The 24,277-nt window shown below is 62.9% G+C and carries 16 protein-coding genes and 2 other RNA genes; 12 read left to right on the top strand and 6 right to left on the bottom strand.

Annotation, left to right across the window (positions count from 1 at the left end; genetic code table 11):
• Positions 1-142: 142 nt before the first annotated feature.
• Positions 143-218: non-coding RNA, sX9 sRNA (locus CKY51_RS12075), on the top strand.
• A 3-nt stretch (positions 219-221) separates the two neighbouring features.
• Here CKY51_RS12075 and CKY51_RS12070 read toward each other — a convergent pair.
• The 6 genes from CKY51_RS12070 to CKY51_RS12045 all read right to left on the bottom strand — a co-directional run bounded on the left by CKY51_RS12070 (position 222) and on the right by CKY51_RS12045 (position 6,946).
• Positions 222-1,226: a cation diffusion facilitator family transporter gene (locus tag CKY51_RS12070; protein WP_022973363.1), complete on the bottom strand. Its 1,005-nt coding sequence runs from the start codon at positions 1,224-1,226 to the stop codon at positions 222-224.
• A gap of 151 nt (positions 1,227-1,377) precedes the next feature.
• Complete coding sequence (gene mmsB, locus CKY51_RS12065; protein ID WP_022973362.1) at positions 1,378-2,265, bottom strand: 3-hydroxyisobutyrate dehydrogenase; 888 nt, start codon at positions 2,263-2,265, stop codon at positions 1,378-1,380.
• 16 nt (positions 2,266-2,281) lie between these two features.
• Positions 2,282-3,457 carry an enoyl-CoA hydratase/isomerase family protein gene (locus CKY51_RS12060; protein ID WP_022973361.1) on the bottom strand — a complete coding sequence of 392 codons (1,176 nt, stop codon included), beginning with the start codon at positions 3,455-3,457 and terminating at the stop codon, positions 2,282-2,284.
• Positions 3,457-4,254 (bottom strand): enoyl-CoA hydratase, encoded by a 798-nt coding sequence (locus CKY51_RS12055; protein WP_022973360.1) that lies wholly within the window; start codon positions 4,252-4,254, stop codon positions 3,457-3,459. Before CKY51_RS12055 ends, CKY51_RS12060 begins: the two co-directional genes overlap by 1 nt.
• Positions 4,251-5,432, bottom strand: a complete 1,182-nt coding sequence (locus CKY51_RS12050) for an acyl-CoA dehydrogenase family protein (RefSeq protein WP_022973359.1) — start codon at positions 5,430-5,432, stop codon at positions 4,251-4,253. The genes CKY51_RS12055 and CKY51_RS12050 overlap by 4 nt, the downstream gene beginning before the upstream one ends.
• 8 nt (positions 5,433-5,440) lie before the next feature.
• Positions 5,441-6,946: a CoA-acylating methylmalonate-semialdehyde dehydrogenase gene (locus tag CKY51_RS12045; RefSeq protein WP_022973358.1), complete on the bottom strand. Its 1,506-nt coding sequence runs from the start codon at positions 6,944-6,946 to the stop codon at positions 5,441-5,443.
• A 119-nt stretch (positions 6,947-7,065) separates the two neighbouring features.
• On the opposite strand from CKY51_RS12045, the gene CKY51_RS12040 reads away from it, so the two are divergent.
• From CKY51_RS12040 to CKY51_RS11990, 11 genes are all read left to right on the top strand, one after another.
• Complete coding sequence (locus tag CKY51_RS12040) at positions 7,066-8,469, top strand: helix-turn-helix domain-containing protein (RefSeq protein ID WP_031340313.1); 1,404 nt, start codon at positions 7,066-7,068, stop codon at positions 8,467-8,469.
• 391 nt (positions 8,470-8,860) lie between these two features.
• Positions 8,861-11,530: a TonB-dependent receptor gene (locus tag CKY51_RS12035; RefSeq protein WP_152249288.1), complete on the top strand. Its 2,670-nt coding sequence runs from the start codon at positions 8,861-8,863 to the stop codon at positions 11,528-11,530.
• Between the two features lie 140 nt (positions 11,531-11,670).
• Entirely contained in the window at positions 11,671-12,888 is a 1,218-nt protein-coding gene (locus CKY51_RS12030; protein ID WP_031340310.1) for a glycoside hydrolase family 53 protein, read from the top strand.
• On the top strand, positions 12,885-15,452 hold the full coding sequence (gene galA / locus CKY51_RS12025; RefSeq protein ID WP_022973351.1) for a beta-galactosidase GalA: 2,568 nt from the start codon (positions 12,885-12,887) through the stop codon (positions 15,450-15,452). The genes CKY51_RS12030 and galA overlap by 4 nt, the downstream gene beginning before the upstream one ends.
• 290 nt (positions 15,453-15,742) lie before the next feature.
• Positions 15,743-17,569 (top strand): ABC transporter ATP-binding protein, encoded by a 1,827-nt coding sequence (locus CKY51_RS12020; protein WP_152249287.1) that lies wholly within the window; start codon positions 15,743-15,745, stop codon positions 17,567-17,569.
• 11 nt (positions 17,570-17,580) lie between these two features.
• A complete protein-coding gene (locus tag CKY51_RS12015) occupies positions 17,581-18,984 on the top strand; it encodes a PqqD family peptide modification chaperone (protein WP_152249286.1) in 1,404 nt (467 codons plus the stop codon).
• 308 nt (positions 18,985-19,292) lie between these two features.
• Entirely contained in the window at positions 19,293-19,766 is a 474-nt protein-coding gene (locus tag CKY51_RS12010) for a hypothetical protein (protein ID WP_152249285.1), read from the top strand.
• 94 nt (positions 19,767-19,860) lie between these two features.
• Positions 19,861-21,300: an NADH-ubiquinone oxidoreductase-F iron-sulfur binding region domain-containing protein gene (locus CKY51_RS12005; protein WP_152249284.1), complete on the top strand. Its 1,440-nt coding sequence runs from the start codon at positions 19,861-19,863 to the stop codon at positions 21,298-21,300.
• Between the two features lie 73 nt (positions 21,301-21,373).
• Complete coding sequence (locus CKY51_RS12000; protein ID WP_152249283.1) at positions 21,374-22,681, top strand: ABC transporter permease; 1,308 nt, start codon at positions 21,374-21,376, stop codon at positions 22,679-22,681.
• A gap of 95 nt (positions 22,682-22,776) precedes the next feature.
• Entirely contained in the window at positions 22,777-24,000 is a 1,224-nt protein-coding gene (locus CKY51_RS11995) for an ABC transporter permease (protein ID WP_152249282.1), read from the top strand.
• 156 nt (positions 24,001-24,156) lie between these two features.
• A non-coding RNA gene (locus tag CKY51_RS11990) (sX9 sRNA) lies at positions 24,157-24,231 on the top strand.
• Positions 24,232-24,277 lie beyond the last annotated feature (46 nt).

Here is a 24,277-nt window from a genome sequence, read left to right as displayed (position 1 = left end):
GACCGTTGCTGTGGTGGCGCGGCAGGCCCTGCGCCACGCCACCAGGCAGGGCGTGCGCCTGCCTGGTGGCCCGATGCCTTAGAGCAGCTGACAAAACTACTGCGCAGCCGCCATGCGGGCGCGGCCGGTGCTCGGAACCCTCATGGACCACGCGTACACTGCGGTTCCTGCGCGCCGTCCGCGCCCACCTGACGGCTGCTCGCTACGTTTTGTTAGCCGCTCTAATGCGAATGCTCGCCATGCCCGTGGTGGTGGTGGTGGTGGTGGTGGTGGTGGCCATGATGGCCATGGCCGACGGACCGATCGCCAGCGGATTGGCGCGCATCCGCCTGCGGCGCATCGCAGGGGGCTGCGCCGCAGTGGTCGTTTTCGATCTGCAGCGTGACGTGGGTGATCTCGAAGCGATCATGCAGCAGCTCGCCGAGCTGACCGCGTAACAGGTCGCCATCGGTGCCGGCATCGACCACCACGTGGGCGGTCAGCGCGGGCGTACTGGACGCCAGCGCCCACACGTGCAGCTCATGCACGTCGAGCACGCCAAGCGGCGAGGTCAATGCCTGCCGTACCTGCGCCAGATCGATGCCTTTCGGCACGCCTTCCAGCAGCACATTGAATGCCTCGCGCAGCAACACCCAGGTGCGCGGCAGCACCCACAGGCCGATCAGCACCGCCAGCACCGGGTCAATCCAGTGCCAGCCGGTCCAGCGGATCAGCAAGGCGCCGACGATGACCGCCAGCGAGCCGAGCATGTCGCTCCAGACTTCCAGATAGGCGCCCTTGACGTTGAGGCTCTCGCCACTGCCGGCGTGCAGCAGCTTCATCGCGATCAGGTTGATCACCAGGCCCACGCAGGCGATCAGCAGCATGCCACTGGAGGAAATATCCTGGGGCGCACGGAAGCGCTGCACGGCCTCCCACAGGATGTAGCCGCCGACCGCGAACAGCAGCGCACCATTGGCCAGCGCGCCCAGCGCCTCCAGGCGGACATAGCCATACGTGCGCCGCGCATCCGGCGGGCGCCGGCTCAACCGCACCGCCAGCAAGGCGATCATCAAGCCCACCGTGTCGGTGGCCATATGCGCCGCGTCGGACAACAGCGCCAGGCTGTTGGTGAAGAACGCACCCGCCACCTCGACCAGCAGAAAGCTGGCCGTTAGCCCCAGGGCCCACCAGAGTGGGGTTTCGTGCCGGATCTCGCTGGGTGCGTGGTTGTGATCGTGTCCCATGACTGTGCCGTCTGCTGCAATGCGCGCACCTTAGGCACCCGCCGGTGCGGAGACTATTACACCTGGCCGTGATGAAATCACATTACAACACCGGCGCGCAGCCGCCAGCGAGCGCGCCGATCCCGTCGTTGCAGCCACACGCCTGCGGCGACTACGGCTTGACCATCAGCTTGATCACGCTGGAAAAGTCCAACGTGCCATTGCCTGCGCGGCTGTTCATCGCGTACAGATTGCGTGCCAGTTCTCCCAGCGGGATCGCCGCGCCCGCCTGTACCGCCGCTTCGGCCACCAGGCCCAGATCCTTGAGCATCAGGTCGTTGCCGAAGCCACCGCTGTAGCCGCGCGAAGCTGGCGCATTCGGCAGCACACCCGGCCATGGATTGCAGACCTCGGTGGCCCAACTGCGGCCAGTGCTGACGGCCATCATCTGCGACAGCACTGCCGGGTCCAGGCCTTGCGCCACGCCCAAGGCCAAGGCCTCGCCGGTGGCGGCCATGATCACGCCCAGCGCCATGTTGTTGCACAGCTTGGCGACCTGGCCGGCGCCGTTATCGCCGACGTGGAAGATGTTCTTGCCCATCGCCTGCAGCAACGGCCGTGCGCGCTCCAGCGTGGCTGCCGCACCGCCGACGATGAAGGTCAGACTGGCCGCGGCAGCACCCGCGGTGCCACCGGACACCGGTGCATCCAGCATCGCCAGCCCACGCGCCTGCGCGGCAGCGGCCAGCGTGCGCGCGGTGGCAGGCGCGATGGTGCTGCAGTCGATCACCAGCGCGCCGTCGGCGATGCGCGGCAGGATGCCGTCTTCGCCCAGGTAGAGGCCTTCGACATGACGGCTGGCCGGCAGCATCGAGATCACCACCTCGGCCCCCGCTACCGCCGCGTGTGCGCTGGGGGCTGCCTGCGCGCCGGCCGTCACGGCTGCCTCGATGGCGGCCGGCACCAGGTCGAACACGCGCAGCGCGTGGCCGCCCTTGATCAGGTTGGCGGCCATCGGCCCGCCCATGTTGCCCAGGCCGAGGAAGGCGATCTGGCTCATCGTGCAGTCTCCGCAGTTAGTGACGATCGCCCAGGTCGGCCAGCGGATGCTGTGCCGGTGGCCAGGGCGCGGTGAAGAAGGTCTCAGCCCAGGCGGCATCGGCCTGTGCCAGCGTGGCGGGTTGCCAGCGCGGCTGGCGATCCTTGTCGATCAGCAGGGCGCGGATGCCCTCGGCGAAATCGCCATGGGCCGCGGCATGCAGGGCGACGATGTACTCGCTGCGAAAGGTGTCCGCCAGCGTCGCAGTCGCCGGGTTGCGTTGCAGCTCCCAGGCCAACCGCGCCGATCCAGGTGCACCGGCCGCCAATGTCGCGCGGGCGGACTGCAGCCAGGGATCTTCGCTGTCTAATGCAAGGATGGCGGCGACCACTGCCTCCAGCGTGTGGCCCGCGACCAGTTGTTCGATCAAGCCGGCGTGCAGCTGCAGCGGGCCCGGCGATAGCGGTTGTGCGAGCCCCTGCAGGAACATGGCGAGCTGCTCGCGATCGCGCGCCGCATCGGTGGTCCAGGCATGTGCGGCCAGCGCTTCGAGCACGGCGGCATACTGCGCATGTTCCAACCGGACATCGGCCAGGCCGGCATAGATCGCGTCGCTGGCATCCAGCGGCGCGCCGGTCAGCGCCAGGAACAGCCCGGCACCCCGCGGCACACGCCGCAGCAACCAACTGCCGCCGACATCGGGAAATAGACCGACCGTGATTTCCGGCATCGCCAGCCGCGAACGCTCGGTGACCACGCGATGACTGGCACCGGACATCAGGCCGATGCCGCCACCCATGACGATGCCATGCCCCCAGCACAGCAGCGGCTTGGGGTAGCGATGAATGCGAAAATCCAGCCGGTATTCTTCGGCGAAGAACGCGGCCGCATGCGTATTGCCGTCCGGCCGCGCCTGCCGCTGCGCAAGCTCAGGTTCGGCCTGACGATGCGCCTGCATGCTCTCGTAGAGCCCGTGCAGGTCGCCGCCGGCACACAAGGCCTTGTCACCAGCGCCGCGCAGGACCACGCAGACGATGCCGCTATCGCTGGCCCAGCGCTGCAGCTGCGCATCCAGCAAGCGGGTCATCTGCAGCGACAGGCCATTGAGCGTCCGCGCTGCGTTGAGCGTGGCGACGCCGATGCGATGGCCGTCGGCACAGGCGCGCTCCTCGAATAACACCGGTGCCTCGTTGTGGGCCTGATCGGATGCCATCAGTGCGCACTCCACTGCGGGGCGCGCTTTTCCAGAAAGGCGGCCACGCCTTCGACCTGGTCGGACTGTTCGAACAGATCGACGAAGGCTTCGCGCTCGGCGACCAGCGCGGCAGCGTGGGTACCGTGACGCGTGGCCTGCACCAATCGCTTGCAGGCGGCCACGCTGACCGGGCTCTGCTTGCCGGCACGCTGCGCCCAGCCGATCGCCGTCGCCCGCGCCTGCCCTAGCGGAACCACTTCCTCGACCAGACCAATGCGCTGCGCGGTGGCCGCATCGATGCGTTCGCCGAGCAGGATCATCCGCTTGGCCCAGCCCTCCCCCACCAGCCGCGGCAGATTCTGCGTGCCACCGGCGCACGGCAGCAGGCCGACACTGGCCTCGGGCAGCGCCATCTGCGCCTGCTGCTCGGCGATACGCACATCGCAGGCCAGCGCGCATTCCAGCCCACCGCCCATCGCATAGCCATTGATGGCGGCGATCGACACCCCGCGGAACGCACTCAAGGCTTCGAACGCTTCGCCGAAGCGCCGCGCGGCATCGCGCGCCAACGCCTTGTCGCCGCTGGCGAACTGCTTCAGATCCGCACCGGCGCTGAAGAACTTCTCGCCCTCGCCGGTGATCACCAGGGCATAGATGCTGCGGTCGGCATCGAGCACGAGCACCAGCGCGCGCAACGCCGCCAGGCTCTGCACGGTCCAGGTGTTGGCCGGTGGATTGCTCAGCGTGACGATGGCCACGTGCCCGTCGCGTTCGACCTGCAAGCCGGTATGGACGCGTCCTTCCCAATCGCTCATCGCAGTTCCTCCTCACCATTGAGCAGATGACGGGCGATGATCATGCGCATCACTTCGTTGGTCCCTTCCAGGATGCGGTGCACCCGGCTGTCGCGCAGCAGGCGCTCGACCGGGTATTCGCGGATGTAGCCGTAGCCGCCATGGATCTGCAAGGCTTCATCGCAGATCGCGAACCCGGCATCGGTGGCGAAACGCTTGGCCATCGCGCACCACACGGTGGCATCGCGGCTGCCGGCGTCGAGCTTGCGTGCGGCGCCATGCACCATCTGCCGCGCAGCAATCAATTGCGTGGCCATGTCGGCCAACTTGAACTGCAGGGCCTGGAAGTCGGCCAGTGGCTTGCCGAACTGGCGACGCTCGCCCATGTAGCGGCGCGCCGCATTCAACGCGCCCTGCGCGGCACCGAGCGAACAGGCGGCGATATTGATGCGACCGCCATCGAGCGCCTTCATCGCGATCTTGAAGCCCTCGCCCTCCTTGCCGAGCAGGTGGCCGACAGGAACGCGCACATCGGTGAAGGTGATGCCGCGGGTGGGCTGGCTATTCCAGCCCATCTTTTCTTCCTTGCGCCCATAGCTGATGCCGGCCGCATCCGCAGGTACCAGCAGCGCACTGATACCGCGGGCGCCCTCCTCGCTGGTCCGCGCCATCACCACCAGCACGTCGGTGGCGCCGGCGCCGGAAATGAAGGCCTTGCTGCCGTTGAGCACGTAGTGGTCGCCATCGCGCTGGGCACGCGTCTTCAGCGACGCCGCGTCCGAGCCGCTGCCCGGCTCGGTCAGGCAGTACGAGCCCAGCTTGGCGCCGCTGGTCATGGCCTGGCCCCACTGGCCGCGGATCGCCTCGCTGCCATAGCTGGCGATCAGCCAGGTCACCATGTTGTGGATGGTGATGAAGGCCGAGGTCGACGGATCGACCGTGGCCAGTTCCTCGAACACCACCGCAGCATCGAGCCGGCGCATGCCCAGGCCGCCGACGCTCTCGTCGGTGTAGAGACCGCAAAACCCCAGTTCGGCGGCCTTGGCGATCGCCTCGCGCGGGAACTCGCCCTCTGCGTCCCAGCGCGCGGCATGCGGTGCCAGTTCCTTGTCGGCGAAATCGCGTGCAGCAGCACGGAAGGCGCGTTGCTCGTCGCTCAGCTCGGCCGCATCGGCCGCAAGTTGGATGGCTGTGTTCATGGCGATGGTCACTTGAGGGAGATGGTGGTGTTGACGCCGTGGCTCAGCGTCTGGTCGTCGAACCAGCGCGCAGTCACCGTCTTGGTCTGGGTATAGAACATCACGACCTGCTTGCCGTACGGCCCCAGGTCGCCGAGCTTGGAGGCGCGCGAGCCGGTGAAGGAGAACAACGGCACCGGCACCGGAATCGGCACGTTGATGCCGACCTGGCCGACATCAATGTCTTCCTGAAAGCGGCGCGCGGCTGCGCCGGACTGGGTGAACAGCGCCGTGCCATTGCCGTTGGGATTGGCATTGACCAGCGCGATGGCGTCTTCCAGCGTGTCCGCCTCCAGGATCACCAGCACCGGCCCGAAGATCTCTTCGTCGTAGATCCGCATGCCCGGCTGGACGCCGGAGAAGATCGTCGGGCCGACGAAGTTGCCGTTTTCAAAGCCCGGCACCTGCGGATGGCGGCCGTCCAGCTCGAGGGTGGCGCCTTGCTCCACGCCCGAGGCGATCAGGCCTTCCACCCGCTCGCGCGCAGCGCAGGAAATCAACGGACCGACATCGGTGCCGGCCGCGTTGCCCGCGCCCAGCGTCAACTGCTTGGCCTTGGCCACCAGCGCCGGAATCCACTGCCGCGCCTCGCCGACCAGCACCAAGGTGGACGCAGCCATGCAGCGCTGCCCAGCGGCACCGAAGGCCGCGCCGACCATCGCATTGAGGGTCTGCTCCTGATTGGCGTCGGGCAGCACGACCGCGTGGTTCTTGGCGCCCATCATGCATTGCACGCGCTTGCCGGCCAGCGACGCACGCCGATACACGTGCGTGCCCACCTTGGTGGAACCGACGAACGACAGCGCCTGGATGTCCGGGTGATCGCACAGCGCGTTGACCACCTCCTCGCCGCCATGCACGACATTGAGCACGCCCTTGGGAATGCCGGCCTCGAGCGCAAGCTCCACCAGCCGCATGGTCACCATCGGGTCCTGCTCGGAGGGCTTGAGCACGAAGGTGTTGCCGGTGGCGATCGCCATCGGGAACATCCACAGCGGAATCATCGCCGGGAAGTTGAACGGGGTGATGCCGGCGCACACGCCGAGCGGCTGCAGCAGGGTGTAGGTGTCCACGCCGGTGGCGACGTTGTTGGCCAGTTCGCCCAGCTGCAGATTGCCGATCGCCGCCGCATGCTCGACCACCTCCAGGCCGCGGAAGACGTCGCCCTCGGCGTCGGCCAGGGTCTTGCCCTGCTCGGCACTGAGGATCGCCGCCAACTCCGGCAAGTGCTCGCGGATCAACTGCTGGTACTTGAGGAAGATGCGCGCACGGGTGCCGATCGGCGTCTTGCGCCAGCCGACGAAGGCCTGCTTGGCCGCCGCCACCGCGGCGTCGACCTCGGACATGGTGGCGAAAGGCACCTGCGCCAGCACGCGCTGGTCGGCCGGATTGACCACGTCCTGCCAATGGCTGCTGTCGGAGGTGACGAACTGGCCGTCGATCAGGAGGGAAACGCGCGAAACAGTGGGGGACATGGCGGGGCTAGCTCGATGGAATACCGTCGATTCGCATTATTCGCAGCCACTCCGAGCCATCCCAGCATGCATCCGCTTAATCGCGCTAAGCTCCCCCCATCGATTTGCGAATCTTGCGAATGCCCCCGACCAGCACTCCGCTTCGCCATCAGCTTGGGTTGCGCCTACAGCGCCTGCGCCAGCGCCACGGTCTGAGCCAGGCCGAGCTGGCGCGTCGGCTGGGCCTGTCTCCCAGCTACCTCAACCAGATCGAGCGCAACCAGCGCCCGCTGACCCTGGCCATCCAGCAACGTCTGAAGGCCGAGCTCGGCGACCTGTACGACCTGCTGGACGCCGACGCCGCTGCCGCGCTGGTCGAGCCGCTGGACGAAACCCTGCGCACCCTCGGCCAGCCGCTGTCGGCGACGGAGCTGCGCATGCTCAGTGGCAACCTGCCGCAGGTGGCACAGGTGCTGCTGGACCTGCACCGCGCCCATCGGCAGCTGCTGCAGCGCACCGCCGCGCTGGAGGTGCAGTTGGGCGCCGAGCACGCCGCGCTGCCCTCGCTGTCGCCGGGCGACCAGGTGCGCGACTACTTCAATCGCGCGCACAACTACCTGCCCGAGCTGGACGAGCACGCCGAAGCGCTCTACGCCGAGCTCGGCCTGTCGCCGGACAATCTGCCGCAGCGGCTACGCCAGCGCCTGGCCGACCGCCACGGCCTGTGGGTGCGCGACACCGCCGAGCTCCAGGGGGACAAGCGCCAATTGGACGCGCAGGCGCGCGTGCTGTGGCTGCCGGCCCATCTGCGCCCCGGCCAGCAGGCCTTCCAGATGGCGGCCCATCTGGCACTGCTGGAATGCAACGCCTTGCTGGATGCGCGCATCGCCGATGCTGGCTTCGAGGATGCCGAACGCGTCGCGCTGTCGCGGATCGGCTTGTCGAACTACTTTGCCGGCGCGCTGGTGATGCCTTACACGGCGTTCCTGCACAGTGCGCAGGCCTCGCGTTACGACATCGAATGGCTGGCCGACCGCTTCGGGGTCGGCTTCGAAGCGGTCTGCCACCGCCTGAGCACCTTGCAGCGGCGGGATGCCACCGGGCTGCCGATCTTCTTCATGCGGGTGGACCGCGCCGGCAACGTCTCCAAGCGCCACTCCGCCACCGATTTCCATTTTTCACATGTCGGTGGCGCCTGCCCGCTGTGGATCGTCTATGAAGCCTTCAATCAACCCGATCGCATCCTGACCCAGATCGCCCGCATGCCCGACGGGCGCCGCTATTTCTGGGTGGCGCGCCAGGTCAGCAGCGGCGCGCCGGGCTACGGCCGGCCGCGCAAGACCTTCGCGCTGGCGATGGGTTGCGACCTGCGCCATGCCGACCAATTGGTGTATGCGCGTGGTTGGGATCTGCATGCGGTCGACGACGCCGTCCCGATCGGCCCGGGCTGCCTGACCTGCGAGCGCAGCGACTGCGCCCAGCGCGCCTTCCCTGCGCTACCGCGCTTGCGGTCGACCATCACTGGCCCGGTCGCACCAACGTGACGACGACGGTCCGCGATCACCACGACCCGCTGGTCGCGTCTACGCAGGCGGCACGTTCCCATCGCGCCGCTTTGCCACCACGCATCGGCAGCAATGCCGCCGCAGTGGACAGCGTCACCTAAGCAGGCACTAGCGCTGCAGTGCAGCATTCCAGGGCGAAATAGCTCCTGGAAAATGCTTCATTGGAATGGAATGGCTGGCGCTTCTACCCTGGCGTCGACGCCTGCAGTCCAGGGGAGGCAGCTCCTCCTGGGTCGCTTGCGCCCGCAGGGGGTCCACGCCACGCAGTCTGCAACATCCAGATTCGCGCAGCGACGTCGTCTGCGCGCTTGCGCTAAAAGGCCGCCTCGACGGCCAACTTATTCGATATCGTCCTGGGAGGGATCACGTCATGCCTGTACACCACAGCGGTCGCGCGGCTTGCCGCCGCGTGCAGCGGACGCCTGTCCGCGCCGTCCTGTCCGTCACCATCGCCTGCGCACTGAGCGCCGCCTTCGCTGCCCAGGCGCAGGACACCACGCCACCGGCAACGCCACCGACCGATGCACAGGCGCCGGTCACGCTCGACAACATCACCGTGATCGGTCAACGCGCCAGCCTCGACCAGGCGGTGCAGACCAAGCAGATGGCCGACCACGTGATGGAGGTGATCTCGGCCGACAACATGGGACAGATGCCCAACGTGACCGTCGCCGAGGCGCTGGTGCGCCTACCGGGCGTCAACGGCACCCGCGACCGCGGCAACGAGAGCCTGGCCAGCGTGCGCGGGTTGGGCCCCCGGATGACCATGGGCACGGTCAACGGGCGCGAGATCGCCTCGTCCGAGCCTGATCGCGCGGTGCGCTGGGAGGTGTTTCCGACCGAGATCGTCTCCACCGTCAAGGTCTACAAGACCCAATCGGCCGACCTGATCGCCGGCGGCCTGGCGGCCACCGTGGACATCTCCACCATCAATCCGCTCGACTACAAGGGCCCCGGCTTCGTCGCCACCGCCGGCCCAGTGTTCTACGACCAGGCCAGGAACGTGCGCGACTACAGTCCCTGGGGCAGCCGCTTCGGCGCCAGCTGGGTGCACCAGATCAACGACAACCTGGCCATCGCACTCGGCGCCACGTATCAAAAGCAGAAAAACGCCAGCTCCTCGATCGGCAGCTGGGGCTATACCGATGCCACCACCTCGCGCGATCTCAATGGCGACGGCATCGCCGATCCCACGCCCTGGGGCGCGGCCGATCAGCTCAAACTGATCGACCAGACCCGCACCGGCGCGATGGGCACGGTGCAATGGCGTTCGGGCAACCTCGAACTGAAGTTCGATGGGCTGTACTCGCGCATCGAGATCGACGAAGACCAGTTGCAGAACTGGTTCAACGGCCTGGCCTACAGCAGCTTCTCCACCAGCAATCCCTACGCCAATCCCGGTTCGTCCTACACCATCGTCGACGGCGACGTCGTGGCCGCCACCCTGGCCAACTCCAACCTGCAGGTCGACCACGTGGTCAGCCACTACAACGAGGTCAAGACGCTGGCGGCAGGCGGCTTGAACGCCAAGTGGAGCGGCGATGTATGGACGCTGGCCAGCGACCTGTCGTTCTCGCAGGCCAAGCGCGACAACACCTGGCAGGCGGTGCGCTTCGGCAGCAATCCGGACACCATCTCGTTCGACTTCCGGCGCAATGTCACCCCCACCATCAGCACCAGCTCCGACACCCCCGAGTGGGGCATCGCCGGGCAGACCGAGCCGCAGGCGCTGCGCGACAAGATCGCCGCGCTGGCGCTCAATGCCAGTCGCTCGCTGGACGCGGCGGCCTTCACCTCGCTGGAATTCGGCGCCCGCGCGTCCCGCCGCGAGAAGCAGAACCGGCACTTTCTCAGCAACCAGTCCGGCTACGACGAACCGATCTCGGCCTACCAGGACCTGATCTATCCGGTGACGATGCCGGGCCTGAATGTGCCGACGCTGACCGGCGGCGATATGCAGGCGATCGCGCAACTGGGCTTCGGCGGCTTTGATCGCACCACGCTGAGCGAGCAGATGCTCGATCACTGGAACGTCAAGGAAGATGTGCGCGAGGCCTTCGCCAAGGCCGTCTTCAGCTCGCAACTGTTCGGCACCGACGTCACCGGCAATGTCGGCGTGCGCCTGGTCAACACCCGCACCGACAGCGATGGCTTCGATTCGGTGGGTGACACCATCCAGACGAGCAGCGCCAGCAAGAGCTATACCGACGTGCTGCCCAGCGCCACGCTCAACTTCCTGATCGACGAGCAGCGCATCCTGCGCTTTGCGGTCGCCAAGGTCATCGCCCGGCCGCCGCTGGACGAACTGCGCACCGGCCGTCGCCTGGACGACCCCAACGTCACGGTCGGCCAGCTCACCGGCAGCGGCGGCAACCCGCAGTTGGATCCGTTCAAGGCCACCCAGATCGACGCCTCCTACGAGTGGTATTTCCACAAGGAAGCGCTGGCGGCGCTGGCGGTCTATCGCAAGGAAGTCGATTCGAGCATCGGCTACCGCACCGACCATGAGGCCATCAACGGGCTGGATTATCTGGTCAGCGCGCCGTTCAACGGCGGCGGCGGCTACATCAACGGCGTGGAGCTCACCTTGCAGACGCCGTTCTACTTCATTCCCCACCTGGAGAACTTCGGCGTCTACTCCAACTACTCGCTGGTCGATTCCAACCTCAAGGAATTTTCCCCGGCCGACAATCCATTGCCGCTGAGCGGACTGGCGCGCAAGACCGGCACCTTCGACCTGTGGTACAGCAACGGCACCTTCGAAGCCCGGGTCGGCTACAAGTACCACAGCCCTTATACGGTGGTGTACGGCTGGAACGCGGCGCGACTGGCGCGCCTGGAAAGCGAAGGCACGGTGGACATGAGCCTGAACTGGCAGATCAACAAGCAGTTCGGATTGCGCTTCCAGGCCGGCAACCTGACCAACGAGCGCTTGCGCGCCTACACCGACAACAAGCCCAACCGCTTGGCCAATCAAGACGACGGTGGCTACCAACTGTTCGGCCGTCGCTACGCCCTGGAAGCCACCTACAAGTTTTAGTCGGCGGCCGCGCTCGCCGCGCGTGCAGTGGCATGCGGAACGGACGTGCACAGCACGTCCACTGCAGAGGCCATCCTGCAACGCGCGCTCGGGTGCGGCATGCTGTCGTTCGCTTTTCGTTGCATTGTTAGAGGAATCGCATGCGCTCTCCCCGCTGCCTCTGGGCATCGACGCTGCTGACGTTGGCCCTGTCTGTCTCCGCACACGCTGCATCGGCGCCGACCACGCTGTACCTGGGCGCCGATCTGTCCTACGTCAACGAGATGGAAGAATGCGGCGTGCACTACCGCGAGAACGGCGTGGTCACCGATCCGTTCGAACTGTTCCATGCGCATGGCGCCAATCTGGTGCGTGTGCGGCTATGGAACGATGCACGCTGGACCAAGTACAGCGACTTGTCCGACGTCAAGAAGACCATTGCCCGCGCCCGCGCGCAGGGCATGCAGGTACTGCTGGACCTGCACTATTCAGACGATTGGGCCGACGGCGACAAGCAGCTCATCCCCAAGGCCTGGGCGAGCATTACCGACGTCGATGAACTGGCGCGGGTGCTGTATGGCTTCACCTACGACACCCTCAGTGCGCTCGACCGTGCCGGGCTGATGCCGGAACTGGTGCAGGTCGGCAACGAAAGCAATTCCGATCTCATGGCCAGCCAGCCCTGGGACAAGAAGCGTCCGATCGACTGGCAGCGCAATGCCAAGCTATTCAACGCTGGCATCCAGGCGGTGCGCGACATGGGCGCGCGCGCGCGCATCAAGCCGCGGGTGATGCTGCACATCGCCCAGCCGGAAAACGTCGAACCCTGGTTCGCTGCCGCCACCAAGGCCGGCGTGACCGACTTCGACCTGATCGGCATCAGCTATTACCGCAAGTGGTCGACCGAATCGATGGCCGAGTTGGGCAAGACCATCCAACGGCTCCGAAAGCGCTATGCGGCCGATGTGGTCGTGGTGGAGACGGCGTATCCGTGGACGCTGGACGGCGGCGATCGCTCGCCCAACCTGCTCGGCGCCGACTCGCTGATTGCCGGCTACCCGGCCACGCCGCAGGGCCAGGCCCGCTACCTGATCGATCTCACCCAATTGGTGATCGATCGCGGCGGCGCCGGCGTGGTCTATTGGGAACCCGCCTGGACCAGCAGCGATTGCAAGACCCGCTGGGGCACTGGCTCGTCGTGGGAGAACGCCAGCTTCTTCGACTTCAAGCACGGCAATGAACTGCTGCCGGCGATCGACTTCCTGCGCTACCCCTACCGCGGCGCACCGGCATCGTATGCGCCTGCGGCGACACCGACGGCCACGTCACGCGCCACCCCCGCCACCGACACCGACACCGATGCGAGGACCCAGCCATGAGTGGCCTCAATCGCCGCGAATTGCTACGCGGCCTACTTGCCAGCGGCGTCAGCGCCGCCCTGCCCTTTGCGGCTGTCGGCGCGTCGAGCGCTGCCCAAGCACACGCTGCGCGCCGTGAGGAACACGACGCGGCTCCGGCCGCAGTCCTGGACGATGCCGCGCTGGCGCCGCGCGAGCGTGCACTGTTCGACTTCGGTTGGCGCTTCCATCTCGGTCATGCCAGCGATCCCGCACGCGACTTCCAGTTCGGTACGTTCCAGCGCACGTTCGCCAAAGCCGGCAAGGACACCGCCACCGCCGCGCAACTGGACTTCGACGACAGCGATTGGCAACAGCTGGACCTGCCGCACGACTGGGCGCTCACCCTGCCCTTCCGCCAGGACCCGATCTCCGCCTCGATGACCGAGGAAGACCCGGCCGCGGCGCACGGTTACAAGGCACTGGGCACCAGCTTCCCGGAGAACAGCGTCGGCTGGTATCGACGCATCCTGGACATTCCCGCCAACGACCTGGGCAAGCGCATCTGTCTGGTGTTCGATGGCGTGTTCCGCGACTGCATCGTGTTCTGCAATGGCCATATCGTCGCTCGCCATGACAGCGGTTACGTCGGCTTCGAGGTCGACCTCAGCGAGGTACTGGATTACGGCAAGCCCAATGTGATCGCCGTGCGCGTCGACGCCTCGCTGGGCGAGGGCTGGTTCTACGAAGGCGCAGGCATCTACCGGCATCTGTGGCTGCAGAAGACCGATCCGCTACACCTTCCGCAGCACGGCGTGTTCGTCCAAAGCCGCATCGAGGCCGGCAACGCCACCGCGCTGGTGTCGGCCGAAGTCCGCAACGACGGCGTTGCCGCGCGCCAATGCAGTGTGCAGGCACAGATCGACGCACCCGACGGGCGCACGGTCGCGCGCGCGGCCAGTACCACGATCACGCTGGCGCCTGGGCAGGTCCAGGCGATCGAATTGACCCTGCCACTCGGTCAGGTCGCGCTGTGGTCGATCGACACCCCGCAGCTCTACCGCCTGACCACCAGCGTACACAGCGACGGGCACGCAACCGACGCCATCGCAACCGCCTTCGGCGTGCGCAGCGCCCAGTTCGATGCGCAGCGCGGTTTTCTATTGAATGGCGAGCCGCTGAAATTGCACGGCACCAACAATCATCAGGACCACGCAGGCGTCGGCACGGCCATCCCCGATGCGCTGCACGAATGGCGTCTGCGCCAGCTGAAATCGATGGGCTGCAACGCCTACCGCAGCTCGCACCATCCTGCTACTCCGGAACTGCTCGCCTTGTGCGATCGCCTCGGCATGCTGGTGATCGAGGAAACCCGGCGCATGTCCACCGACGACCAGGCCATGACCGAGCTGGAGACGATGGTGCGCCGCGGCCGCAATCATCCGAGCGTGATCCTGTGGTCGCTCGGTAACGAAGAGCCGCAGCAAGTGACCGCACGCGGCGCCCGCATCGTTGCGCGCATGCAGCAACGCGTGCGTCAGCTCGATCCAACGCGCCCCACCACCTTCGCGATGGACAAGGGCTTCGACGACGGCGTCGGCCAGGTCGTGGACGTGGTCGGCTTCAACTACCGCACCAGCCAGATGGATGGCTTCCACGCCCGCCATCCGCAGATTCCGATCTACGGCAGCGAAACCGGCAGCACGGTCGCGGTGCGCGGCAACTATCGTCGCGACGACACCCGCGGTTACACCCGCGCCTACGACCTCGATCATCCCTGGTGGGCCAGCACCGCCGAAGCCTGGTGGAGTTACGTGGCACAACGGCCGTATATCGCCGGTGGCTTCATCTGGACCGGCTTCGACTACCGCGGCGAGCCCACCCCGTACAATCGCTGGCCCAATGTGGCCTCGCAGTTCGGCGTGCTCGACAGCTGCGGCTTCCCCAAGGACAACTACTGGTACTACCGCGCGCAGTGGACACGCGAGCCAGTGCTGCATCTGTTCCCGCACTGGAATTGGGAGGGCCTGCTGGAACCGGACGACAATGGCCACGTGCAGATCTGGTGCCACAGCAATCTCGACGCCGTGGAATTGCTGGTCAACGGCATCAGCCACGGCCTGCAGCAGGTGCCCGCTCACGGCCATGTCGAATGGCGCGTGGCGTATGCCCCGGGCACGATCGAAGCCCGCGGCTATCGCGGCGGCAAGCTGGTGCTGAGCGAACGTCGCCAGACCACCGGCACCGCCGCCGCCGTTCGCCTGAGTTGCGATCGCAATACGCTGCACGCCGATGCCGAAGATGTGGCCGTGGTAAAGGTGGAAATCGTCGATACGCACGGCCACGTGGTGCCGAACGCCGACAACCAGGTGCAGTTCGTGTTACGTGGACCTGCGCGCCTGATCGGCCTAGGCAACGGCGACCCTGCGAGCCACGAAAACGACAAGGGCGACAGCCGCCGTGCGTTCAACGGGCTGTGCATGGCCTTGCTGCAGACCACGCGCAGCGCGGGCTTGGTGGTACTGGAAGCGACCGCCCCAGGCCTGGCAGATGCGCGTCTGTCGCTGACGAGCGTCCAAACCCAGGCGCGGCTTTTCGTCGACTGACCCATCGCCAATTCCAACCGCACGCAGCGCAATGCCACGCTTGGCAGCTGCTCGTGTGCGGCACTTGCAGCAACTTTGCCGAAGAATACCGATCCGCCGCGGGAGTAAACAGCGCCACACGGCTGGAGCCCTCCAATCCGCTGAGACGGAAAGAACCCCCCAAGGCACAGTCTACTGATGACGGCATCACGGATTGTCACAATCATGCGATGAACGCCGCCAAGAGCTCTTGACGCCGATGCGCAATGATGGTATTCCGATCTAACCAAATGGATTGACAAACCATTCACATGGAACCGAACTGTCAGCGAAAAGTTACAGATCGGTTCCGTGCCTCCACGTCGCAAGGTAGCGCCCTACTCCCGCTCCTGGGACGTTTTTGGGGCGATTTCATCGGACGCAGGCGTACCACTGTAGCGTTTGCCGCGCTCCTGATGGTGTTGTCCGTGCTGCTTCAGCTACCGGTACCGTTGCTGACGATGCACATTATCGATGTCGTCGTCGACCGACAGCCGTTCGCCATCATCAACCAACTAGCGCTGGCGTTGACAGCCCTGATCGTGGTTCGCCATGCGTTTGCGTACACCAACGAGAATGTCACGCTCCATCTCAAGGAGTCGATCATATTCGACGTACAGCGGAGTCTGTTTCGGCATCTGCAGTCGTTGCCCTTAAGTTTCTTCGCAGACAAACACTCGACTTACCTGCAGTCACGGACCATGAACGACTCGCGCGCAGTCGAGGGCGCACTTGTCAGGAGCTTCGTGACCATAGCGGTCAATGCGCTGACCTTCGTCGTCGGCGCAGCAATCATCCTTTACATCCGGCCGGAGATGGGCCTGGTGCTTCTGCTCACCATCATCCCCTTCGGCTGTATTCGATTATTCACAAACAAGCGCATGCGCGCGCTCAGCAAGGACATGCAGGAAAAGCAGGCGGCGACCTCAGCCTCAATCAGTGAGCGGCTGGCCGGCATTGCAACCATCAAATCGTTTGGGCAGGAGGACGGTCAGACCGAACTGGTTTCCCGACAGCTTGACCAACTCAAGAGCATCTACATCAAGACAAACTGGTTCGGGATTACCAGCGGCATCGGAACCAGCCTGATCACGTCGCTGAGCACAGCGTTCGTACTTTGGCATGGGCTGCACCAAGTAAATAACGGAGCAATGACGCTCGGCCAGGTCGTCGGCATTCTCTCGCTGATGAACTTTCTTTACGCACCTGTCAACGCACTTGTGGCGGCCAACATCGGCATACAGCAGGCCGCGTCCGCACTCCAGCGCATCTATGAATTCCTTGGAGAAAAACCTGAACAATCACCCGATGGAGAGTTGGTGGTTCACGAAGGGCGCGTTGAGATACGCAAGATCGAGTTCGCCTATAAAACTGGGGCAAAAGTCTTTAGCGATTTCAGCCTGACCATCTCTGGCGGTGAAACAGTTGCGCTCGTCGGCCATTCGGGCGCAGGCAAGAGCTCGCTGGTCCGCCTGCTGCCCCGCCTGAACGAAGTTCAAGACGGACACATACTGATCGACGGGATTGACATTCGGCATGTAGCGTTATCGGAACTGCGCGCGGCGGTTGGCATCGTCGAACAACAGGCTTTCCTGTTTACCGGGACCATCTTAGAAAACATCCGTCTGGGCCGCCCGGATGCGACCTTGGACGAGATCGTTGTCGCATCACGCAATGCCTATGCACACGACTTCATTAGCGCTCTTCCCGGCAGCTACGAGGCAAGAGTTGGCGAACGGGGGCTAACGCTCTCAGGAGGAGAATGCCAGCGGATCGCGCTCGCCCGCATGTTTTTGAGGGACCCAAAAATTCTCGTGCTGGACGAAGCGGTTTCCGCCCTAGACTCTCAATCCGAGGAGTACATCCAACGGTCGCTACAGGCGCTTGCCCGTAGCCGAACCACAATCATTATTGCCCACAGGCTTTCCACTCTCATGATGGCCGACAGGATCGTCCTTCTGGAGAAGGGCGTTCTGGCCGAAGAAGGAACTCACGAGGAATTGATTTCTTTGCAAGGACGGTATGCACGGCTGTTCCAACAACAGTTTCAGTCGCAAATTGCTCGCACCAATGACCCGGTCGGAATGGAAACTCTCTGAGAGGATTAACAATGGACATGGTGATGCTCCCGCCTCGCATCCGGACCTGGAACCGGGATGGATGGCACTTGTATTTCGATCCACACAATTTCAAATGGGTCCGGGTGAACGATTCCGGGAACTTCATTCTCAGCCGCCTAAGACTGTACAGATCGACAGAAGACATCATCGAAGAAATCTCGGAGCGTTTCGATTTGAGCATGGACACCGCGCACGCCGCCGTGCATCAATTCATCGAAAACCTATCAGGCGTTGGATTCCTTCATCAGAACGCATACAACGAAAGCCAACGCCCCAGCTTTGGTCCGCGCAAATTCGCGCACACCGTGTACATGCACTTGACCAACAACTGCAACTTGAAGTGCCCTTATTGCTATAACAAGAGTGACCGCGAATATAAGATAAAAATGGAGAAGCAAGGCAGAATCGCCTCCATCCTGACCACCGAAGAAAGCAAGGCTTTGATTGCCGACCTTATCGAAAATGGCGTTCAGCACCTCGTCTTTACCGGTGGCGAACCTTTGATGAGGCCTGACGCGCTTGAACTCTTTGAATATACGCGTTCCCTGAGTGATAAACTGAAGATCGAAGTCCTTACCAATGGCATCCTTATCAAACGTCAAGTTGCCGAGAAGCTCTGCGACTACGTCGACATGGTCACCATCAGCCTGGATGGCCATGAGCAACACTTGCATGAGCGCTATAGAGGCAGAAACACTTTTGCGCCCACTGTTCGAGGGATACGCACACTCGTCGAAGTACGCAATCTCAGGAAACAGAAGCGCCCCAATATCTCTCTGGTACCCGCACTGACAAACAAGAACATCGGATTCATGAAGGAAATCTATGAATTCGCGCTCGATGACCTGGGGGTTGACGGCTTAGCACCCATCTTGTTCCAAGCGGGAGATCATCAGCAGCTCAATACCCAACAGATACCAACTCTTGCGGAATGGGGCGATGCTCAGGTCAGGACCAGGGATTACCTCAGGGGAAGGCCATCGCAGTTGCCCCAAAAGAGCATTCCTGCGCCAGTGACCCCACGAAATCACTGCGGCGTCGGTGAAGGCGAATTCAGCATAGACCCTGCCGGCTTCGTTTATCCCTGCCAAACCATGCATTTCGACCAGTTCATTTGCGGAAATATTCGAGATGCGAACATAAAAGAGATATACGACACATCACCGGTCATGCGGCAAGTTAGAACCACGGTAGTTGACAATCTAGATGTTTGCAGGCATTGCGACGTAAAGTACTTCTGCAACGGCGGATGCAGATCCACCGCTTACAATGTGTACGGTGTGTTCGATAAGCACAACGAACTTTACTGTAGACATCTGGAAAAGCTTGCAGTCGATCGCATGTGGGCAAACTGCGAGTTACCGCTTCACGCCACGGAAGGTGTATGTGCGTAATACCGTGAGTTCGTGCGGCGGTTAGGCGGGCCGTGCACACGCACGGCTTTTGGGGTGTTCACAACGTAGGAGCAAACAAGCAATGTTCGATCCTCAAGTGTTTACCGGTACGCAAGATCTGGAAGCAGCGGCCGGAGCGTGTGGCTGTGGCTGTGCCTGTCAGGGTGGCGGCGCGGGCGGTGGCGGCGGAAGCGGCCTTTCGCCGGAAGCCAATTAAGCGCCCATAGCAAGAAGCCCTGGGGCCCAGCGCCCCAGGGCCATCCCATCGGTGCATCGCGCGCACGAAGAATCCTCCATCGGAGTCGACAATGAAGCGTTTCGGACGTTACGCAATCATGGCGATGTTCATGTGCTGCATTGCCGCCAACGCAGATCCCTTGACGACAACAGACACCACAGCGGGCCTGCAGATCACCGACGGCAAGCTCTACAGAGGCAAGGATCTCGTTACTCAAGGATTCTCCATTACGAGAACGGAAGCTGGGTACATTTTCATCTATGTTCCGGAGCTCGGCTTGGTCACGCTCTCCTCACACCAGTTCCCCGGCGCCATTGCGAGCGGCACGTTCGCCGGTAGCAAACTGAGTTTCAGCGCGGAGAAGGAGCGGTTCGTTCTCATCGCCTCTTCAACCATCATCGACATCCATCAACGGCCTGCGTGGGTCAAGCTCGACCGAGCGTTTTCACTAAGCGACAAGACACCGGTAGTCGCCTATGGAGATAGCCCTGGCATGCCTTACAGGTGGCCGATGTATAGAGCAGGCGGCATGACAGGCAGATAGGTATTTGCAAGGGGGGACTGGGTCTGGCCCATTCGAGCCGGTCGGTACTGATCGACCTGCGAGCCATTTAATTACCTATTTCGGAAGGACTCTCATGGACTGGGTGACGCGTATGGACGGGAACAGGGGGCAAACGTCGCAAAAAGTCATCCTGGAAGGACGACTTCTGAAGGATCTGGCCCAGGGCGGTGACAAAGGACTGCAGGGATATCTCGCTGCCGGCGGATACGCCACGCTATCGCAGACATTCACCGAGGGAACCGAGATCGCCCTGGAGCGCCTGGCCGCTTCAGGACTCCGCGGACGTGCAGGCGGCGGATTTCCAGCCGCCGTCAAATGGCGCCTTGTAAGGGAGAGCAGCTCGACGGAAAAATGCTTCGTATGCAATGCAAACACTGGTCAACTCTGCGGAGGCAAGGAAGGCATCCTGATCGGCCTGAATCCCCATCGCGTCATTGAAGCTGTCGCCCTGGCGGCCAGGGTCGTCGGCGCCAAGATCGCCTTCATCCATCTTGGCAGCTCCCTGGAGCATGAGCAGCAGCTGCTTCAAGAAGCACTACAGGACGCCATGTCCGCGGGATACCTGGAGATGCAGGGGCAGACCATCGAGCTGCACATACATAGATCGGAGAACGGTTACATCGCCGGTGAGGAAACAGCACTGCTCGAACTGCTCGAGGGCCGTCCCGGTAGGCCTCGCGGCAAGCCGACGATGCCGACCCAGGCCGGCTTCGAGAAGCGGCCAACGGTCGTGAACAATATCGAGACCGTCCTGCAGGCGTTCTTCGCGATCAAGTATGGACCGGAGCATTTTCGCGAAGTAGGTACTAAATACGCGAGCGGAACGCTCATCTATTGCATCGCGGGGGACATCGCGCGTCCAGGCATCTATGAATTGCCGCTAGGCATACGGCTGGGTGAACTGATCAACGGACATGCCGGTGGAGTTGCAGGAGGGCACACCTTCAAGGCGGCCCTGGTCGGCGGCACAAGTGGGACTGCACTGGGATCGAAACATTTGGAAACCGCTCTCGACTACGATAGTCTGACGGAGACCGGAGGCAGTCTGGGCAGCGGGGTGATTATCGTGATCTCGAGTCAGTCGTCGATGGTGGATATCGCCAGGAAGCTGGCGAAGTTTTATTACGAGACCTCGTGTGGCAAGTGCCAACCCTGCAAGGACGGCACACGCCGAGCGCTTTATATGCTGGACCATCTCGATCGTATCGATGAGAGCGCCATCGACTGGGATGCAGCCGAATCGTCGCCCTCCAGCAGGGGCATCCCCATGCTCCTGGTCGATAATGCCCGCACTGAGAGATCAAGCATCAGCTACACAGACTCCGGGACGGGTCTCGAAAAAATTCGCCTTATTTGCAACTGGTATTCGACGCGTGGCGATTGCCATCACTCAATGGAGTCTTCACGCATGTTGCATAGCCTGCTCGAAGGATATTCGGAAGAATTTGAAAACGAACGGCATGCGCGAGGGCTCGATGATACGCGGGCTTTTCCGATGACATCCGAATCCTGACGTTACATCCGTGACGGCTCCGCCGAATAAAGACCCTTGTCGTGATAATGTTCAAGACCCTTAAAGGCCAGACATGTTTGGCTATTATCTAAGACTGGCTCTGCGCAGTTTTGGGCGAAACAAGGCGCTGACGGCCTTGATGGTTTCGGCCATTGGTGTTGGCATTGGCGGTTCGATAACCGCGCTGGCGGTGTTCGCGACCCTTTCCGGGGATCCCATCCCAAGCAAAAGTGGTCGACTGTTCTATCCACGACTTGATGCTCGGTCCTTGCATGGATACCTGGCCGATGGAGAACCCGACGATCAGATGACACGATTCGACGCAGAGTCGCTTTTGCGTGATCGCAAGGCCACCCACCAGGCGCTGATGGTCGGAGGCAGCGTTGCCGTAGAATCTGACGAAACAAAAACAAAGCCAATACTCGTCGATGCACGCTATACGACGTCGGACTTCTTTCCGATGTTCGACGTTCCATTCCGCTACGGGGTCGGATGGGGAGCGAACGAGGACCAGGGCCGGGCGCAGGTTGCAGTGATCTCCAGGGCACTCAATGACAGATTGTTCAACGGCGCGGACAGCACGGGCCGCAACCTACTGATCGGCGATCGACGCTTCCGAATCATCGGCGTGCTTGATGAATGGAGACCGATGCCGAAGTTCTACGACATGACCAATGATCGCTTCAGCGAAGTGGAACAGGTATTCGTGCCATTTTGGACCGCGATGTCGCTCAAGTTCGGCATCCAGGGCAGCATGAACTGCTGGGGAGACGTCAATTCAGATCCCGAAGGTGCCACCTCGCTTAACGCACCTTGCTCCTGGCTTCAGTACTGGGTTGAGCTGGAAAGCCCTGAGCAGGTCTCGCGCTATCGGCAATACCTCGATGACTATTCCAATCAGCAGCGAACCGCTGGCCGCTTCCAGCGCCCCTCCAATGTCCAACTGAATAGCGTGATGGAGTGGCTGGATCACCGGAGAGCCGTTCCAGAGGATGTGAAATTGCAGCTATGGGCGGCCTTCGGTTTTCTGATCGTCTGCCTCCTGAATACTGTCGGCCTGTTGATGGCGAAATTCATGCGTCGCGCGCCTGAGATCGGGATCCGCCGCGCCCTGGGCGCACCTCGGGCGGAAATATTCTTTCAGTTTCTGACCGAGGCAGGCGCTCTTGGGTTGGTCGGTGGCATCGCAGGCCTGTCGCTGGCCTACATTGGGCTTTGGATGGTCCGAGAGCAAGCGGAGAGCTATGCATCTGAGGTGCACATCGGCGCTTCAATGTTCCTGACCACCTTCGTGCTATCCATCACCGCCAGCCTGATCGCAGGCGTGTTCCCGGCATGGCGTGCGATGCAGATCAGTCCGTCGACACAGGCTACGCAGTAACGCTCCACTTCACCATCCTCATTCCGTTACCGGCTGTCGAAGCGCTCCCAGCGAGTGTGAATCATTGGGACCAAGGATCTTGCGATGGAGATTTCATGAACATTGGCCCAATTCTCTCCAGCCTGAAGAGAAACAAGATTCAAGCAGCATTGATCGTGTTGGAGATAGCGCTCAGTTGCGCGATTGTCTCCAATGCCGTCTTCGTGATCGGCCAACGGATCGAACGCATGCAGCGCCTTACAGGCATGGCCGATGATGAGATCGTGCGCATCAACGTCGCGGGAATCGGTGAAAGCGAGAACCCAAGTGCGCTGGTCAGACATGACATAGACGAGCTTCGATCGCTCCCGGGTGTGAAATCCGCAACCAGTCTCAACCATGTCCCATTCGATAATTCAGCATGGAACGGCTCGATCAGCCTCGCCCGTGACCAACGTCTTCCAAGTCTCAACGTAGGCCTCTACCTGGGCGAAGACCTCGTGCGTACGCTTGGACTACGCATTGTCGAAGGGCGCGATTTCTACCCTACCGAGTACGTCGATTGGGGACAGTTCAACAGCCCCGGAACGGCCCTCAGGGTTCCGTCGGCGATTGTCACCAAAGAGGTCGCACAGAAGCTATTCCCAGGGGAAAGCGCCTTAGGAAAGGAAATCTACAGCTGGAATCCTGACAACTCGCCCCATCGGATCGTCGGCGTCGTCGAACGGCTGATCCGTCCTAACGACAATGGCGGTGCCGAGGAAGCCGGCTATTCGATGTTGTTACCAATGAAGGACCTCACAATGGGTCGATTCGCTTTACGGGTCGATCAAGGAAGACGTGCGGAAGTCGAACGGGCCGCTGTCGCAGCGCTTGAACGCAGCAGCAGCCGACGCGTCATCACCGATCACGCACCTTTTTCAGACGTGATGAAGAATTATTACAAGAGAGATCGCAATATGGCCTGGCTATTAGCGACGCTGATGATAGGCCTTCTCGTGATCACCGCACTTGGACTTTTTGGAATCGCAAGCTTCTGGGTCTCACAGCGCACCAAGAGCATCGGGATTCGCCGCGCCCTGGGAGCAACGCGCAGCCAGGTCCTGCGCTATTTCCAATTGGAGAATTTCTTGCTAGTGACCATCGGCATCACCCTCGGAATGATTGGTGCGTATGGCATCAATCAAGCGCTCATGAGGCATTACGAACTTGGTCGTCTTCCAGCACACTACCTGCCACTGGGGGCCGCCATGCTGTGGCTAGTCGGCCAGATGGCAGTGTATTCCCCTGCCAGGCAGGCTTCACGCGTTGCCCCAGCAGTTGCCACCCGTGGTATCTAGCCTCCCTTCGACAGGGCAAACCGCGTGACGTCGCTGTCGCTCTGCTCGGCTACGTGGAGAAGGCCCATAGAGTCATGCCAGTACGCTGGCACTTAGAGCAGCTAACAAAACGACTGCGCAGCCGCCAGGCGGGCGCGGCCGGTGCTCGGAATCCTCATGGACCACGCGTACACTGCGGTTCCTGCGCGCCGTCCGCGCCCACCTGACGGCTGCTCGCTACGTTTGTTAGCCGCTCTAAGGCGCCCTTGCCGGGTGCCGCCGGTCGGCGCTTCGGCGC

Source organism: Xanthomonas maliensis, assembly GCF_009192945.1.
Classification (GTDB): domain Bacteria; phylum Pseudomonadota; class Gammaproteobacteria; order Xanthomonadales; family Xanthomonadaceae; genus Xanthomonas; species Xanthomonas maliensis.
This window is presented reverse-complemented; position numbering and strand designations above follow the sequence as displayed.